This is a genomic window from Sphingosinicella sp. CPCC 101087, assembly GCF_004151485.1.
GTDB lineage: Bacteria > Pseudomonadota > Alphaproteobacteria > Sphingomonadales > Sphingomonadaceae > Allosphingosinicella.
Map to the genome: position 1 here is coordinate 73,857 of NZ_SBFF01000005.1, position 16,144 is coordinate 90,000.

Annotated in this window: 18 protein-coding genes (1 of these 18 running past the window's edge); 11 read left to right on the forward strand and 7 right to left on the reverse strand. The window is 68.5% G+C overall.

The features are described 5' to 3' along the window. Positions 1-66: 66 nt before the first annotated feature. From EKM57_RS09130 to EKM57_RS09145, 4 genes are all read right to left on the reverse strand, one after another. Positions 67-936, reverse strand: coding sequence for an alpha/beta fold hydrolase (locus EKM57_RS09130; protein ID WP_129792199.1), 870 nt, complete (start codon positions 934-936; stop codon positions 67-69). A 79-nt stretch (positions 937-1,015) separates the two neighbouring features. Next, a complete protein-coding gene (locus tag EKM57_RS09135) occupies positions 1,016-2,644 on the reverse strand; it encodes an ATP-binding protein (protein ID WP_129792200.1) in 1,629 nt (542 codons plus the stop codon). Between the two features lie 31 nt (positions 2,645-2,675). Then, on the reverse strand, positions 2,676-3,041 hold the full coding sequence (locus EKM57_RS09140) for a response regulator (RefSeq protein WP_129792201.1): 366 nt from the start codon (positions 3,039-3,041) through the stop codon (positions 2,676-2,678). Positions 3,042-3,108: 67 nt separating this feature from the next. Then, on the reverse strand, positions 3,109-3,738 hold the full coding sequence (locus EKM57_RS09145) for a response regulator transcription factor (RefSeq protein WP_129792202.1): 630 nt from the start codon (positions 3,736-3,738) through the stop codon (positions 3,109-3,111). Positions 3,739-3,863: 125 nt separating this feature from the next. Between EKM57_RS09145 and EKM57_RS09150 the strand changes: the two genes are divergently transcribed. The 4 genes from EKM57_RS09150 (at position 3,864) to EKM57_RS09165 (ending at position 6,114) form a co-directional block, all read left to right on the forward strand. After that, positions 3,864-4,499, forward strand: coding sequence for a cell wall hydrolase (locus EKM57_RS09150; protein WP_129792203.1), 636 nt, complete (start codon positions 3,864-3,866; stop codon positions 4,497-4,499). A gap of 55 nt (positions 4,500-4,554) precedes the next feature. Then, the gene (locus EKM57_RS09155) at positions 4,555-5,454 is read left to right on the forward strand and encodes a DMT family transporter (protein WP_129792204.1); all 900 of its coding nucleotides are present in this window, start codon (positions 4,555-4,557) and stop codon (positions 5,452-5,454) included. Between the two features lie 9 nt (positions 5,455-5,463). Then, entirely contained in the window at positions 5,464-5,781 is a 318-nt protein-coding gene (locus EKM57_RS09160) for a multidrug efflux SMR transporter (protein ID WP_129792205.1), read from the forward strand. 75 nt (positions 5,782-5,856) lie between these two features. Continuing rightward, positions 5,857-6,114 carry a KTSC domain-containing protein gene (locus EKM57_RS09165; protein ID WP_165357304.1) on the forward strand — a complete coding sequence of 86 codons (258 nt, stop codon included), beginning with the start codon at positions 5,857-5,859 and terminating at the stop codon, positions 6,112-6,114. Positions 6,115-6,123: 9 nt separating this feature from the next. On the opposite strand, the gene EKM57_RS09170 is transcribed toward EKM57_RS09165, so the two are convergent. Further along, positions 6,124-7,683, reverse strand: coding sequence for an amidase (locus EKM57_RS09170; RefSeq protein WP_165357329.1), 1,560 nt, complete (start codon positions 7,681-7,683; stop codon positions 6,124-6,126). 132 nt (positions 7,684-7,815) lie between these two features. Here EKM57_RS09170 and hisS point away from each other — a divergent pair, with 132 nt between their 5' ends. The 6 genes from hisS to EKM57_RS09200 all read left to right on the forward strand — a co-directional run bounded on the left by hisS (position 7,816) and on the right by EKM57_RS09200 (position 15,147). Further along, a complete protein-coding gene (hisS, locus tag EKM57_RS09175) occupies positions 7,816-9,060 on the forward strand; it encodes a histidine--tRNA ligase (protein ID WP_129792207.1) in 1,245 nt (414 codons plus the stop codon). Further along, positions 9,057-10,142 (forward strand): peptide chain release factor 1, encoded by a 1,086-nt coding sequence (gene prfA / locus EKM57_RS09180; RefSeq protein WP_129792208.1) that lies wholly within the window; start codon positions 9,057-9,059, stop codon positions 10,140-10,142. The genes hisS and prfA overlap by 4 nt, the downstream gene beginning before the upstream one ends. Continuing rightward, positions 10,129-10,998, forward strand: coding sequence for a peptide chain release factor N(5)-glutamine methyltransferase (gene prmC, locus EKM57_RS09185; protein WP_129792209.1), 870 nt, complete (start codon positions 10,129-10,131; stop codon positions 10,996-10,998). The genes prfA and prmC overlap by 14 nt, the downstream gene beginning before the upstream one ends. 252 nt (positions 10,999-11,250) lie before the next feature. Continuing rightward, on the forward strand, positions 11,251-11,970 hold the full coding sequence (locus tag EKM57_RS09190; protein WP_129792210.1) for a DUF4167 domain-containing protein: 720 nt from the start codon (positions 11,251-11,253) through the stop codon (positions 11,968-11,970). A 132-nt stretch (positions 11,971-12,102) separates the two neighbouring features. Further along, the gene (locus EKM57_RS09195; RefSeq protein WP_129792211.1) at positions 12,103-13,602 is read left to right on the forward strand and encodes a DUF4139 domain-containing protein; all 1,500 of its coding nucleotides are present in this window, start codon (positions 12,103-12,105) and stop codon (positions 13,600-13,602) included. Continuing rightward, the gene (locus EKM57_RS09200) at positions 13,603-15,147 is read left to right on the forward strand and encodes a DUF4139 domain-containing protein (RefSeq protein ID WP_129792212.1); all 1,545 of its coding nucleotides are present in this window, start codon (positions 13,603-13,605) and stop codon (positions 15,145-15,147) included. Here EKM57_RS09200 and EKM57_RS09205 read toward each other — a convergent pair whose 3' ends face one another. Continuing rightward, positions 15,148-15,531, reverse strand: a complete 384-nt coding sequence (locus EKM57_RS09205; protein ID WP_129792213.1) for an acyl-CoA thioesterase — start codon at positions 15,529-15,531, stop codon at positions 15,148-15,150. Further along, positions 15,518-15,823: a hypothetical protein gene (locus EKM57_RS09210; RefSeq protein WP_129792214.1), complete on the reverse strand. Its 306-nt coding sequence runs from the start codon at positions 15,821-15,823 to the stop codon at positions 15,518-15,520. Before EKM57_RS09210 ends, EKM57_RS09205 begins: the two co-directional genes overlap by 14 nt. A 68-nt stretch (positions 15,824-15,891) precedes the next feature. Here EKM57_RS09210 and EKM57_RS09215 point away from each other — a divergent pair, with 68 nt between their 5' ends. Beyond that, positions 15,892-16,144 carry the 5' portion of a CBS domain-containing protein gene (locus tag EKM57_RS09215; protein WP_129792215.1) on the forward strand. Its footprint extends 176 nt past the window's final position, so only the first 253 of its 429 coding nucleotides appear in the window; it begins with the start codon at positions 15,892-15,894; the stop codon falls past the right edge of the window.

Below are 16,144 nucleotides of genomic sequence, written 5' to 3' on the forward strand. Positions count from 1 at the left end.
CTTTCCTTCCAGGGTGCGAGCCGCCCCGTGGGTGGGGAGGCGGGACGGCCCGCGAGGCGTGTCAGGCTAAGCCCGGGTGGGCTCGGCCAGGATGAACGGCTTCGTCGTCGTGGCCTCGGACTGGATGAAGTCGAGGATGTCCGCATTGACCCGATCCGGGTCGGTCTGGGCAATACCGTGATTGCCGCCCTCATATTCCTTCAGCAGGGCGCCGGGGACGAGCTTGATCCCGGCGCGCGCGGCCGGGTCGATCGGCACGATCTGATCGTCCGTGCTGTGGATGATCAAGGTGGGCACGTCGACCCGCCTGAGATCGTCCGAATAGTCCACCTCGGAAAATTCGCGGATGCAGTCATACTGACCCTTGATCCCGCCCATCATCCCCATGAGCCAGAACGACTCTCGCAGGCCTTCCGATACCTGCGCGCCTTCCCGGTTGAAACCGTAGAAGGGGAGGGTGAGATCCCGGTAAAATTGCGAGCGATCCCCGAACACGCCCTTGCGGATATCGTCGAAGGCTTCGATCGGAGTGCCGTTCGGATTGGCGGCGGTCTTGAGCATCAGCGGCGGCACGGCCTCGAGCAGCACCAGGCCGGCAATGCGGGACGTGCCGTGGCGGCCCACATAATGGGTGACCTCGCCGCCGCCGGTCGAATGGCCGACCAGCACCACGTCCTTCAGATCTAGCGCCTCGATAAGCTCGGCGAGATCGTCGGCATATTGGTCCATATTGTTGCCGTCCCAGGTCTGAGCCGACCGGCCGTGGCTGCGGCGATCGTGCGCGACGACCCGGAAGCCACGCTGCCCGAAATAGAGCAGCTGATTGTCCCAGGCGTCCGAGCTGAGCGGCCAGCCGTGCGAGAACAGGATCGGCTGACCCGCGCCCCAGTCCTTGTAGAAAATCTCGGTACCGTCGCGCGTGGTGATCGTCGGCATTGAAAATCTCCTCTTCCGGGGGAGATTCGAGCATGCCCTCGCGCTCACGGGGTGCCCATTCTACGATGGGACGGGGGGCCTATACCTTCGTATGAGTGGACATTTCGGGCCTCGCCGGATGCGTCTCGAACGGTTCCGCACCGACGGCGGCCGGCAGCGTGAAGACGAAGCGCGCGCCGCGGCCGGCCGTCTCATGTGCGATGCGGCCACCATGCGCCTCGACGATCGAACGGCAGAGCGAGAGGCCGATGCCCAAGCCGGCCGGCTTGGTCGTGAAGAAGCTGTCGAACAGGCGCGTCGTTTCTCCTTCTGGGATGCCGGGTCCATTGTCCTCGACCTCGACCCGGACGGCTTGGTCCGCGGCATGGAGGCGCAAGGCGAGCCGCCGGTCCCGCGCCGGAACCTGATCGAGCGCCTGCAGGGCGTTGACGATCAGGTTCACCAGCACCTGCTGGATCTGGGTGCGGTCACCGGACACCAGGGGCAAGTGGGGATCGACGTGGACTTCGGCCTCCACCTCGCGGATCCGGAGCTCGCGGTCGAGAAAGGCGAGGGTCTCCGTCACCAGATCGTCGACCGCCACCGCGACCGGTTCCGGTGAGGCGCGCGAAGCCATTCCCCTTATCCTGGCGATGATGTCCGCGGCACGCCGCGCATCGGCCACCATCCGTCCTGCCAGCCGGCGTACCTCCTCGAGCTCCGGCTCCGGCCTCGCCAGCCAGCGCAGGCTCGCCTCGCCGTTGGTGGCGATGGCGGCGAGCGGCTGATTGACCTCGTGCGCGATCGACGCGGTCAGTTCTCCCAAGGTCGCGACCCGCGCCGCATGGGCGAAATCGGACTGCACCTGGCGAAGCATCCGTTCGGCGCGAAGCCGATCCGAGATGTCGATCACGCCGATGAGCAGCACGCCGCTCCGGCGGCTCTCGGGCGACCAGGAAACCGTGAAAAGGACATCGAGCTCGCTCCCGGCGAGATCGCGCAGGCGCGTCTCGGTCATCATGTGCGGCCGCTTCTCGAACGTCTCCACCAAGGCTTCGGCGAAGACCGGCAGGCTGGAGTCGGGCCAGTAGCGGTCGACGTCGCCGCCGATCATCTCCTCCGGCGAGGCGGCGCCGAACAGCGACAGGGCCTTGGCGTTGACGTCGAGCACGCGCGAACGCCGCATGGCCTCGCGCACCAGGTCGGGGTTGCCGGCCAGGTGAGACCGAAGATCGGCCCCGGCGTCGCGAAGCGGGAGCAGCAGGGGCCCGACGCCGGCAAAGTCGACCTCGAAGAAGGCGACCGACATGGCCTGGAAAAGGTTGCGGTAGCGATATTCGGTGAGCTGGGCGGCTTCCTCCGCGGCCCGGCGGGCGGTGAGGTCGCGTCCCGTCTCGACGACGCAGGGCCCGCTATGGTCGTGGCCGCGCTGCAGCGACCATCTCACGTCGATCCGAACGGGGTTGCCGTCGCGGGTGGTGCGGGTGATCTCGCCCTCCCACGCTCCATGGGCGTGGAGGCCCGCCTCCATGACCTTCAGGCGCTCGGGATCCCGGCAGTGCAGCAGATCGTGGAGGTTGCGGCCGACCGCCTCCCGGCGCGGCCAGCCGTACAGCGCCTCGGCCGCCGCGTTCCACTGGAGGATTCGGTCGTCGAGATCGCGGACGATGATACTGTCGTGGACCAGGTCGAGGATGCCGGCGCCCTGCGACCAGCTCGGCCCATCCATCTCGTCCTCCCGGCATGAAGCTGCCGGGCGATCATGCGGCGAGCGCGCGCTCGACGCAATCCAGAAGCGCTTCCGAATCGAACGGCTTGCGCAGGATGCACAGGGCCCCGCCCGCGCGGGCCTGCTGCTCGAGCGCCGGATCGTCGCGGGCGGTAATCATGATGACCGGAACGTCGAAGCCCGAGCGGCGCAGCTGCGCGGTCATCTCGATTCCGCTGAGGCCCGGCATGCGGATGTCGGTAATGACGCAGCCGCAGCGCCCGTCCTGCACGGCGAGGAAGTCCTCCGCGCAGGCAAAGCCTCGCGCCGCATAGCCCATCGACCGCAGCAGCCCCAGCAGAGCGTCGCGAAGCGACTCATCGTCCTCGACTATCGAAACGAAGCGGTCGGGCGTCACGGCAATCCTCTCGGGGGAAGCATTCCAGAGTTTCGCGGCATGCGACACTATACGTGGGTATGCGGCCTCAGCTGGGGCCGGCGCCGAGCGCCTCGGCCATCCTGACCAGATCGGGCAGGGTGCGGGCACCCATCTTCCGCATCGCGGCGCCGCGATGGATCTTCACCGTGATCTCGCTCAAAGCCAGGTCGCCGGCCACCTGCTTGTTGAGCCGGCCGGCCGCCACCATCAGCATCACCTGCCGTTCCCGCGGCGACAGCGTCGCGAAGCGGGCGTGAAGGTCGGCGTGACGGCCTTCGGCCTCCCGGCGCTCGACGTCCCGCTCGATCGCGGCGGCGACCGCGTCGAGCATGTCCTGGTCACGGAACGGCTTAGCGAGGAAATCCACCGCGCCGGCCTTCATGCCGCGTACCGTCATCGGTATGTCGCCATGGCCGGTCATCAGCACGACGGGCAGATGAACCCCATGCTCGGCGAGCCTGGCCTGGAAATCGAGGCCGCTGAGCCCGGGGAGCCGGACGTCCAGCACCAGGCAGCCGGGCCGGTCGGGCCGTGGCGCATCGAGGAAGCCTTGCGCCGAGCCGTAGGTGCGAGCCTCCAGGTCGACCGAGCGGAACAGGCTCGCCAAGGCGTCGGCAAGGGACGAGTCGTCGTCCACGACGTGAACGAGAGGCCTGGCGCTCGGCTTGATCGACATGGCTCGGAATCGCTCCCCCTTCCCCCCGGGCCATATCACCATAGGTCGGTTCCGCATCCAAGGGGCGCGCATCATTGACGAATTGCCTGTGGCAAACCGTCACATTCGCCGGTTAGGATGCCATCATGAAAGCGACGCTCGTACTCGGCGTGGCCGCCGGACTCGTCATCTTCGCCGCCCAGGCGCAGGGGGGGCAGGACGAGCGCGCCGGCGCCTCGCCCGATCCCGCGGGGCCGGTCCTCGAGTGGGACGAGCTGGCGCAGGGCTTTGGCGGCCGGCCGGTGCTCCGTCCGTCAGCGGCCGCTCCCGACTTCGTCGCCGAGCCTCCGGCGGCCGAACTCGACGTCGTCGATGCCCATTGGATGGCGCTTACCATGTGGGGCGAGGCGCGCGGAAGCGGCGAGGAAGCGATGCGCGCGGTCGGCCACGTCATCGACAATCGCCGCCGCGCCGGCCATCACGGCGCGTTCGTCACCGAGACGGTGAGCGAGGCGTGGCAGTTCAGCTGCTGGAATCCGGGCGATCCCAATCGCGCGGCGATCCAGGGCATCGACCGGCTGCCCCGCGAAAGCCGCGATTTCGAGATGTGGGTGGCCGCCCGGCGAATCGCCGCCGAGATACTGGCCGAGCGCTCGGCAGATCCAACCGAGGGCGCGCTCTTCTACCACACGGCCGACGTCGCGCCGAGCTGGTCCCGGGGCATGGAGCCGGCGCGGCAGATCGGCGGCCATCTATTCTTCCGCACTGCGCGCCGAACCTGACGCGGCCAGCGGCGGCGCGATTCCCTCAGTCGGCGAATCCCTCTATGCGGCGGCGATGAACCGGTCCGTCCCCAGCATCGCGCTGCCCTTCGCCGTCGCGACGCTCGGCATCGCCCTCTTCTCGGGCATGGATGCGGTGATGAAGCATCTGGCGCTGGCGATCGGCGCCTATAACGCGCTGCTGTGGCGCACCTTGACGGGGGCGGTGATCGGCGGCCTGATCTTCTTCGGCCTGCGCAGGCCCTGGCCGGGACGCGCGGCGATGCGCATCCACCTCATTCGCGGCATCATGTCCTCGGTAATGGCGATCCTCTTCTTCTGGGGTCTCGCCCGCGTGCCGCTTGCGCAGGGCGTCGCCCTCGCCTTCGTCGCGCCGCTGATCGCCCTCTATCTCGCCGCGTTGATCCTGAAGGAGAAGATCGAGCGCCGAGCCATCCTGGCGTCCCTGCTCGGCTTCGCCGGAGTGCTCGTGATCCTCGCCGGCCAGGCGCAGGCCGACCTCGGCCCCGAAGCCTTTCGGGGCGCGCTCGCCATCCTCGCCTCGGCGGCGCTCTATGCGTGGAACATCATCCTGATGCGTCAGCAGGCGCTCGTCGCCAAACCTTTCGAGATCGCCTTCTTCATGAGCGCGATCATGAGCGCCTGCTTTCTGCTGGTCGCGCCGCTGCTCGGCGATGTGCCCGCCGCCGGGCATGTTCCGGCGATTCTCTCCTCGGCCGCTCTGGCCTTCGGGTCTCTGCTGCTGCTTTCCTGGGCCTATGCCCGCGCAGAGGCGCAATATCTCGCGCCGGTCGAATATACCGCCTTCATCTGGGCGTCGATGTTCGGCCTGATCTTCTTCGCCGAGCCGGTGCGGCCACTGACCCTCGCCGGGGCGGCGATGATCGTCGTCGCCTGCATCCTCGCGGCGCGGCGGACCGCATCTCCCGTCGCCGACCCGGCGGCCGGAGTATAGGAGGGCATCATGGCCTGGTTCTGGCTCATCATCGGCGGCTTGTTCGAAGTCGGCTTCACGACCTCGCTGCGCTTCGTCGACGGCTTCCGGAATCTGCCTTGGACGCTCGCTTTCCTCGTGTCGGTCGCCCTCAGCATGGGCCTGCTCGAATATGCCGCGCGGTCCATTCCGATGGGCACGGCCTATGCCGTGTGGGCCGGGATCGGCGCCATCGGCACCGTCGTCGTAGGCATGCTCTGGTTCGGCGAGCCGGCAACGACCCTGCGTGCGCTGCTGATCCTTGGAATCGTCGGCTGCATCGCGGGGCTGAAGCTGACGACGGCGTGAGCATCGCGCCAATGCAGCCTCGGGGCGCCTTGGCCGTTGACCCAGCATGAGCGGAAAGGCGAAGCAGGAGGGACGGTGAAGGACCTGCCGCTCAGCACGGCCTTTCCGGATTCCTCGGCCGTCGACCGGGCGACTTATCATCCCGGCCCACGTGTCCTCGACATCTGGTATTCGGGCGGGGACCGTTACAGCTATTTCGATGTTCCGGAGGAGACATACCGGCAGCTGCGGTCGGCATCCTCCGTCGGCGAGTTCGTGAACCGGGAGGTGAAGCCGCGCTTCCGCTACGCGATCGAGCCGGGCCGCCGACGTTTTCGCCCCCAGGAGGATTGACCGCGCGGGTCAGCGGACCTCGACGCGAGCGGGCCGCAAATGGGGTGCGACGTCGTCGCTCTCCTCGACCGAATCGAGGAAGTGCGGGTCGCGCCTTTGCTGCGACGCCTGCTCATAGGCATAACCCAGCGACAGGATCAGAGCGTCGGACCATTTCGGGCCGATGAAGCTCAGGCCCACCGGCAACCCTCGCACCTGACCCATCGGAACGGTCAGATGCGGATAGCCGGCCACCGCCGCCAAGCTGCCGCCGCCGGCGCCGGGAAATTGATCGCCGTGGACGGAATCGATCAGCCAGGCGGCCGGCATGGTCGGCCCGACCAGCGCGACGACATCATGCTCGCGCAGCAGCCGGTCGATGCCTTCGGGCCCAGCCAGGCGAAAGCTCGTCTCACGGGCGCGGCGATAGGCCTCGTCCAGCCCCGGCATGGCCTCCGCCTGCTCGAACAGATCCTGGCCGAACAGCGCCAACTCAACGTCGGCATGTGCGCGGTTGAACGCGATCAGGTCCGCCAGCGTGCGCGTCCGCACGTTCGGCGGCAGTGTGGCCAAATAGGCGTTCATGCCGGCCTTGAGCTCGCGCAGCAGCACGATGAGTTCGTTGCGGCCGATCTCCTCGCGCCCTTCGAACTCGTCGATGTCGATCAGGGTCGCGCCCTCGGCCCGGAGGGCCGCCAGCGCCTGTTCGAAGACCGCATCGGTGCCGAAGCCGTCCGCAAAGCGCATCACGCCGAGCCGGACACCGCGCAGCGCGTCTGCCGACAGGCTGGCGACATAATCGGCCCGTCGGTCGTCGGCTTCCGCGGTCGCCGGATCGGCGGGATCGCTGCCGGCCATGGCGCCGAGCACGAGAGCGGCGTCGCGCACGGTTCGGGTCATCGGACCCGGTGTGTCCTGGCTATGGCTGATCGGCACGATCCGGGCGCGGCTGACGAGGCCGACCGTCGGCTTGAAGCCGACTATCCCGTTGATCGAGGCCGGGCAGGTGATCGAACCGTCCGTTTCCGTCCCGATCGCCACCGGTACCATGCCGGCGGCCACAGCGGCGCCGCTGCCCGAGCTGGATCCGCAGGGATTGCGGTCGAGCGCGTAGGGATTTCGAGTCTGGCCGCCGACCGCGCTCCAGCCGGATATGGATTGGCTCGATCGGATGTTCGCCCATTCGGACAGGTTCGCCTTGCCGACGATCACCGCGCCCGCGGCCCGAAGGCGCGCCACCAGCGGCGCGTCCCGTCCGGTGACGTTGCCGGCCAGCGCCAGGCTGCCGGCGGTGGTGGGCAGCGGCCCGGCCGTCTCGATATTGTCCTTGATCAGCACCGGCATTCCGAAAAGCGGGCTCCGCATGCTCCGGAAGCGATCGAGGCCGCGCGCCTGCTGGATCGCGGTGGGATCGACCGCGATGACGGCGTTGAGCCTCGGATTGAGCGCCTCGATCCGTTCGAGCGCGATGCGTGTGCGCGCTTCGGCGCTCGCCGTGTCTGTGACCGTTGGGACCGGCTGCGGCTGGGTCGCACTCGCCGCTCCGAAGGCCGACTGGAGCATCATCCCGGCGATCAGGCAGGCCCGCATCTTCACTTCATCCTCTCCTCTCGGCCGCGGCGCACGCTACCCTAGGGCCGGTTCGGCGCGGTCGTCCAGACACGGGGCCGTACCCGGAGCGCGGGAGTTCCCTCGGCTTGCAAAACTGCTAAGGGCGCGCCGATGAGCAAGGGCCCGCAACGGATCAGGGGAACCCAGGACATCTGGGGCGAGGAGGCGGACCGCTTTCAGGCGGTCGTCGCCACCTTCGACCGCGTGCGCCGGCTCTATGCTTTCGGCCGGGTCGAGGTGCCGGTGTTCGAGGCGACCGAGGTCTTCGCCCGCTCGATCGGCGAAACCACCGACATCGTCTCCAAGGAGATGTACACCTTTCCGGACCGCGGCGGCGATTCCCTGACGCTCCGGCCCGAGTTCACCGCCGGCCTGTGCCGGGCCTATCTGTCGGAAGGCTGGCAGCAGCATGTGCCGCTGAAGCTCGCCACGCATGGCCCGGTGTTCCGCTACGAACGGCCGCAAAAGGGCCGCTTCCGGCAGTTCCACCAGCTCGACGCGGAGATTATCGGCTCCGACAGTGCCCTGGCCGATGTGGAGCTGCTGGTCCTTGCCGATCAACTGCTGCGCGAGCTCGGCATCGGCGAGGGCGTCCGGCTCGAGCTCAATACGTTGGGCGACGCCGAGACCCGCGACGCCTGGCGTGCCGCCCTGGTCCGCCATTTCGAGTCGCACCGGGCCGACCTGTCCGAGGACAGCCTGTCCCGGCTCGATCGCAATCCGCTCAGGATCCTCGACAGCAAGGATCCCAAGGACCGGCCGATCGCCGACGCCGCGCCGGGCATCGACGAATATCTGAGTCCCGCCGCAGCCGATTTCTTCGCCCAGGTGACTGCCGGGCTCGATGCGGCCGGTGTTGCCTGGACGCGCAATTCGCGGCTGGTCCGCGGTCTCGATTATTACCGCCACACGGCCTTCGAGTTCGTCACCGACCGGCTCGGCGCGCAGGGCACGGTGCTGGCCGGCGGGCGCTATGACGGCCTGATCGAATCCCTCGGCGGACCGGCGACGCCGGCAGTCGGCTGGGCGGCCGGGATCGAGCGGCTGGCGATGCTGATCGACGTGCCCGGACGGGCGCGCCCGGACGCCGTCCTGGTGCCGCTGGGCGAGCGAGCGGAAAGCGCGGCGGTCGGGCTGCTGGCCGAGCTGCGCCGAGCCGGCGTTGCCTGCGACATGGCGTTCAAGGGCAATATGAAGAAGCGCATGGCGAAGGCCGACGCGAGCGGCGCGCGCTTCGCCGTCATCCTCGGCGACGACGAACTCGACCGCGGCGAGGCGGCGGTGAAGGTCCTGGGCACGGGCGACCAGGAGCATGTGAAGCTCGCCGGCCTTGCCGGTACGCTGCGCGGCCGATGACCCGCATCCCGGCGGAGCGGATCGCGGCCATCGAGGCGCGAAAGGAGGAGTTGCAGGAGGCGATGGCGGCGCGCGATCTGGCGCCCGACCTCTTCGTCCGGCTCTCCCGCGAATATGCCGAGGTCCTTCCAGTGGCCGAGGCCGCCGGCGAGCTGAGACGGCTGCGGGCGGAACTCGACGGGCTCGGGGCCATGATCGAGGATCCCGAGGCGGAGCCCGAGCTGAAGGCGATGGCCGCCGAGGAAGCCGAGGCGCTACGCCGGAAGCTTCCGGAGGCGGAGCGGGCGCTGGCGCTGAAGCTGCTGCCGCGCGACACGGCCGACGAGCGCAGCGCGATGCTCGAGATCCGCGCCGGAACCGGTGGCGACGAGGCGGCCCTGTTCGCCGGCGACCTCTTGCGCATGTACCAGCGCTACGCCGAGGGGCGGGGCTGGCGGTTCGAGATCATCTCGGCGAGCCCGGCCGAGGTCGGCGGCTTCAAGGAAGTGATCGCCTCCGTCACAGGCCAGGGCGTGTTCGCGCGGCTGAAGTTCGAGAGCGGCGTGCACCGCGTCCAGCGCGTGCCGGTGACCGAAAGCGGCGGCCGGATCCACACCTCGGCGGCGACGGTCGCGGTGCTGCCCGAGGCCGAGGAGGTCGACGTTCAGATCGAGGACAAGGACCTGAGGATCGACGTCTACCGGTCGTCGGGCCCGGGCGGACAGTCGGTCAACACGACCGACAGCGCCGTCAGGATCACGCATCTGCCGACCGGCCTCGTCGTCATCCAGCAGGACGAGAAATCCCAGCACAAGAACAAGGCCAAGGCGCTGAAGGTGCTGCGCACCCGCCTCTACGAGCAGGAGCGCGAGCGGCTCGCCAGCGAGCGCGCCGGCGCGCGCAAGTCGATGGTCGGATCGGGCGACCGGTCGGAGCGGATCCGGACCTACAATTTCCCGCAGGGTCGGGTGACCGACCATCGAATCAACCTCACCCTCCACCGCCTCCCCGAAATATTGGAGGGGCAGCTCGAGGACCTGATCGGCGCGCTTATCTCGGAAGAGGAGGCGGAGCGGCTGGCGACGCTCGATGAGCAGGCCTGACGCGCCTTCCGGCGGGCAGGACGGGAAAGCCGTTCGTGCCGCACTGGCGCAAGCGACGCGGCGCCTTGCCCCGGTTACCGATACTCCGCGCCTCGACGCCGAGCTGCTGATGGCCCATGCCTTGGGCTGTAGCCGCGATGAACTGCTGTTGGGTCGCCTCGATGCGACGGCGCCGGCGGACTTCGGCTCCCTGGTGGAGCGCCGCCTGAGCCGCGAGCCGGTCGCCTATATCGTCGGCCGCCGCGCCTTCTGGACAATCGACATAGAGGTTGGCCCGGGCGTGCTCGTGCCGCGCCCGGACAGCGAGACGTTGATCGAGGCGGCGCTCGACCTTTTCGGCAAAGGGAGCCCGGCGACCATCCTGGATCTCGGCACCGGCCCGGGAACGCTGGTGCTGGCGGCCCTCGACCAATGGCCGGGCGCGCGAGGAGTCGGCGTCGACCGTTCCGACGCCGCGCTGGACTTTGCCCGGCGCAACGCCGATCGGCTCGGACTAAGTCGCCGCGTCCGGTTCGTCCGCGGCGACTGGGGCGAGGGGATCGAGGAGAAGTTCGAACTGGTCCTTTGCAATCCGCCTTATGTCGAGGCGGATGCGCTCCTCGCTCCGGATATATCGGAGTGGGAGCCGGCCGAGGCGCTTTACGCCGGGGCGGACGGGCTCGGCGCCTACCGCCGGATCGCGCCGCAGCTCGGCCGCCTGCTGGCGCCGCGCGGGGCCGCCTGCATCGAGGTCGGCGCCGGTCAGCACGACCGGGCGGCCGCGCTTTTCGCGGAGCAAGGATTCACCGTTTCGTCACGTGCAGACCTTAGCGGAGTCTCCAGATGCCTTATCCTGCGGCCGGGTTCCCGGGCTTAATCGGCGCTAATGCTTTTCCGCTTGGATTTGCGCGACGCCGTAGCTACATAAGGGCTCAGGGACGGGGCCGATCACAGCATCGATGCGTGAGGCCTGCCGTCGCCGACCCCCGATTGCTTGGTCGCTTGGCAGGCGATTTGGAGAGGTGCCTGGCTCCGTTCGCCGGAACCATGGCTCTTGGGTCGCGCAGTGAAGCGGCCGGGAATGGCCCGGCCGGTAGAGAGTTGAACCCACATTGGTGAGGATTATCGTTTGATCAGCAATCGTCAGGGCGGCCGCAGACGCGGCCGGGGCGGCGGCGGACGCACGCCCAATATGAGTGCGGGCGGCGGAAATCGCCAGGATAACCGGCAGCGGGGCAATGCCGCCCAACTGCTCGAGAAATATAAGGGCCTCGCCCGCGACGCGCAGATGCAGGGTGACCGCGTCCAGACCGAATTCTACCTCCAGTTTGCGGACCATTATTTCCGCGTGCTCAACGAGAGTCGCGCCCGGTTCGACGAGCAGCGCCGCCAGCGCGGCGAGAGCGGCTACGATGCCGGCTATGATGATGAGGATCAGGAGGACGGCGACAACGGCCGCGACACTGACGATCAAGGCGACGAGGCGGAGGCCCGGGAATCCGAGCCACGTCGCGAGGCCCGGGAATCCGAGCCACGCCGCGAGGCACGTGAAACCGAGCCTCGGCGCGAGCCGCGCCGGGAGGCCAATCGCGAGGCTGCCAACCGGGAGGGCGCCAGTCGGGAAGGCGCCAGTCGGGAGGGCAATGGCGAGTATCGCACCCGCCGCGCGCGCAGCCGCCGTTCCGAAGAGGAAGCCGGTGCCGAGGAAGGCGACGGCGAGCGGATCTCTGCGGATATGTTGCCGCCGGCCATTTCCGTCGCGGCCGAGCCGGAATCGGAGGAACGTGCGCCGCGCCGCCGGACCCGCCGTCCGCGCGCTTCCGGCGAGGAAGTGGCTCCGGCCGCCTGACCTTTGCAAGGCGGATGGCAACGTTCGCCGGCTGCGACTTCGGAAAGCCGAGCCGGTGGCGGCCCAACGCCGTTGACCTGTGCGCCACAGTGTAGGACGCTCCCCCCGGAAATGTCTGGGGGAGCGTCTTTCATGCGTGCCTGGTTCCTGCTTACGGCCTTGCTGGCCGCGCCTGCCGTCGCCCAGAACGAAATTCCGGCGCCTTCGCAAAATGCGCAGGGCGAAGTTGCCGTCACCATCTACAACAATGATCTCGCTCTGGTTCAGGACACGCGCCAGCTCGACCTCGCCTCGGGGCGTTCGCGCCGCGAGTTCCCAGACGTTTCCGCCCAGATCCGCCCCGAGACCGTCACGTTGACCGGCGCAGGCATCGGCATCGTCGAGCAGAATTTCGATTTCGACCTGCTGTCGCCCCAGGCTCTTATCCAGAAGGCCGTGGGCGAGACGATCACGCTGGTTCGCACCAATCCGGCCACCGGCGCCGAGACGAGGGAGCGGGCGCGAGTGCTTGCCGCCAATGGTGGCGTCGTGCTCCAGATCGGCGATCGGATAGAAGTGCTCCGCGACGATGGATTGCCGGTGCGGGTGATCTTCGACCGGGTGCCGGAGAATCTGCGTGCCCGCCCAACCCTTTCGGTAACGGTGGAGAGCGAGCGCGCCGGGCGTCGCCCGGTGACGCTCACCTACCTGACATCGGGTCTTGCCTGGGCGGCGGATTATGTCGCCTTGTTCGACGAGAATACAGGTCGGATGGACGTCCAGGGCTGGATCACCCTCACCAACAATAGCGGCACCGAATATCGTGACGCCGACACTTTGCTCGTCGCGGGCGCGGTGGGGCAGGCGGCCCAGCCCTATTTGAGCCGCCCCATGCCACCGCCGCCGCCGGGAAGGCCGCTCCGCGAGGCAGGGACCGAAACCTCCGATCGGGAGCGGCTCGGCGACTTCTACCTCTACCCGCTTCCCGAGCGGACGACGATCGCCAACAGGCAGACCAAGCAGGTGAGCTTTCTGGACGTGCAGGGCACGCCGGCGCAGCGCGCCTATGAATTTCGCGCTCCGTGGCTCCAGACGCTAGAGGAGCCGCAGAACGTGAACACGGTTGTGCGCTTCTCGACCTCGCGCGACCAAGGCCTTGGCGACGCGCTGCCGGCAGGCACGGTTCGCGTTTATCAGCGCGACGCGCGCGGCAACCCCCAATTCGTCGGCGAGAGCGCGATCGGCCATACGCCGATGGGCTCCCAACTCGGGCTCACCACCGGTCAGGCCTTCGACGTCAAGGCGCAGCCGGTGGTCGAAGGCCGCGACAGGATCACCGCCGCCGAATGGCGCACGACCTCGCGCTTCCGCATCTTCCATGCCGACGGGACGAGGACGTCCGGCGAGAGCGACAGCGTACGGGAGACGGAGTTTTGGCAGACGCGCATGCGCTATCTCCTCACCAACGCGCGGCCGGAGCCGGTGACGGTCCACCTCTATCAGTCGGGGCTGGACAATTATTGGCACGATACCCGGATCGTCACGGAGAGCCATCCAAGCGAGCGGCTGTCGGCGGACCAGGTGGTGTGGCATGTCGAGGTGCCGGCGAACGGCTCGGCGACGGTGAACGCGACCTTCCAGACCAGGCACTGAGTGGCACGCGCGCGAACCATCGTGCGGCCGTGGGCGGCGCTCCTCGCCTGCCTCGCCGCACCAGCCTTCGCCCAGGCGGTCGTCTCCTCGCCCGGGCCGGAGGGTGTCTCCGTCACCGTCTATCGTGACCCCGCCCGGGCGCCGGCGCAGGCCCCGAACCTGCGGTGGCTGAACGGCTATGCGCTGGTCAGCGAGACGCGGCAGGTGGTGCTTCCGGCTGGCGAGTCCGAGTTGCGCTTCGAAGGCGTTGCGAGCGGGATCATCCCCCAAAGCGTGATCATGTCGGGCTTTCCGGAGGATGTGGTGGAACGCAATCGCGACGCCTACCTGCTGTCGCCCGGAACGCTCCTCGACCGATCGCTCGGTCGTCGGGTGCACTTGCGGCGTACCTCGCTGGCCACCGGCGAAGTTCGCGAGCAGGAGGCGCTGATCCGCTCCGGCGCGGACGGCGCCGTCGTGCTGCAGACCGCGGACGGCTTCGAAGCGCTCCGCTGCACCGGCCTGCCGGAGACCCTGGTCTATCAGGAGATTCCCGGCGGCCTTTCGCCGCGGCCGACCCTGTCGGTGCGAGTGCGAAATCGCGCGCCGCTCACCACACGAATTACGCTTTCCTACCTCGCGACCAACTTCGATTGGCAGGCCAATTATGTCGCCCACCTGGCCGCGGATGGCGAGCGGGTCGATCTGTTCGCCTGGCTAACCCTCGCCAGCAACGACGACACCAGCTTCGTCGCGGCCAGCACCCAAGCGGTGGCTGGGCAACTGAACCGCGAGCACGTGCCGGTGGATCCGCCGCTGGCCCGGCCAATCCAGCTCAGCTGCTGGCCGCAAGGCAGTACCAGCGATGTAGCCTCCCTCGGACAGGGGGGTGCGCCCCCGCCGCCGCCGCCGCACGCGCCCCCGCCGCCCATGGCAGCCGCCGAAGCGATCGTCGTGACCGGGTCGCGGGTCGCGATGCAGGCCGACCAGGAAGAGCTGGGGGACGTGAAGCTCTATCGCATTCCCGAGCCAGTCACGGTGGCGGCGAACTCGCAAAAGCAGGTGGCGCTGCTCGAGCGGGAGGATGTCCGCGTGCGGATCGTCTACCGACAGCGCCTCGATCCGGGCGACGCGAGGGCGCCGGAGCCGGTGCAGCGCCTGCTTGTCACCCGCAATCGGAGCGCCGAAGGGCTCGGGCTCCCGCTGCCCGCCGGCCGGCTGGTTCTGTTCGGCGAGGGCGCGGGCCGGCCGATCCTGCTCGGCGAAGGTTTCCTGGTCGACCGGGCGGTGGGAGACGATGTAGAGATCGCAATCGGTCCGGCCACCGGCGTCTTCACCACCATCGAGCGACTGACCGGGACCAGGGACCGCGAGGAATATCGGCTGACGGTGACGAACGACCAGAGCGGGCCCGTTCCCTTCGAGGCCGAACTCCTCGTCGGCGAAGGAACCCTGCTGGGTCCCACCCGGCGCCTGTCGCGGCGCCACGGCCGCCCCTTGTGGACGGTGACGGTGCCCGCCAACGGAAGCGCCGCCTTGCGCTATCGAATCGCCGAGCGCCGCTGATCAGGCCGGTTCCCGCTTCACCGGCCGCGGACGGTGGAGCTCGTCGATGGCGACGAAGGTGAACAGCCCCTCGGTCACCTTGACCTCGGTCTGGCCGCGTTCGCGGCTTGCGACCACCTCGATGCGGATCGCGATCGAGGTTCGGCCGATCCGCTCGACCCGCGCGAAGACCGAGATCACGTCGTGGAGGAGGATCGGGGCGATGAACTCCATGGCCTCGATCGCGACGGTGGCGACCGGTCCGTCCGCTTCGCGCGCGGCGACGATGCCGGCGGCGATGTCCATCTGGCTGAGGATCCAGCCGCCGAAAATATGCCCGTTGGCGTTGATGTCGCCGGGCCGCGGCACGACCCGGAGGATCGGTTGCTCGTTACTGATCGTCATCCTGCCCTCCGCGTGCCGCTTCGTCGTCATGCCCGGACCGGTTGCTGAGGAAGACCAGGCCCATGAGGCCCGTGCCGACCAGCACCGTCAGGCCGACGCCGGCGATCGTCGCGACGATCAGGTGAAGCGGCATCGGGCCGCCGGACTGCCAGAGATAGAGGAGCGACAGGCCCACGGTGACCGCGGCGGCGAGCACCATCCACTTCATCATCCTCTTGTACCGCGCCCAAGCGGAGGCGGCGCGCTCATAATCCGCCTGGCGGGAGCGGGGAATCGGGTCGTGATGGGGCATGGCCTTTCCTTTGGTCTTCGCACATGGGATCATCAAGGCGAGTCGGCAACAAAAGAGAGACGGGCGCCATGACGATCGCCGCCATCCTCCAGAACAAGGGAGCCGATGTGCTCACCGTACGGGCCGAGACGCCGGTGCGCGATGCCATCGAGCTGCTCGCTACCCGGCGGATCGGTGCGCTGCCGGTGCTGCGCGACGAATCGGTCGCCGGCGTCATGTCGGAACGCGACATCATCTATTGCCTGAAGAGCGAAGGGGCCGCGGTGCTCGAATGGCCGGTGGAGCGGATCATGACCGCCCCGGCCATCACCGTCACTCGGG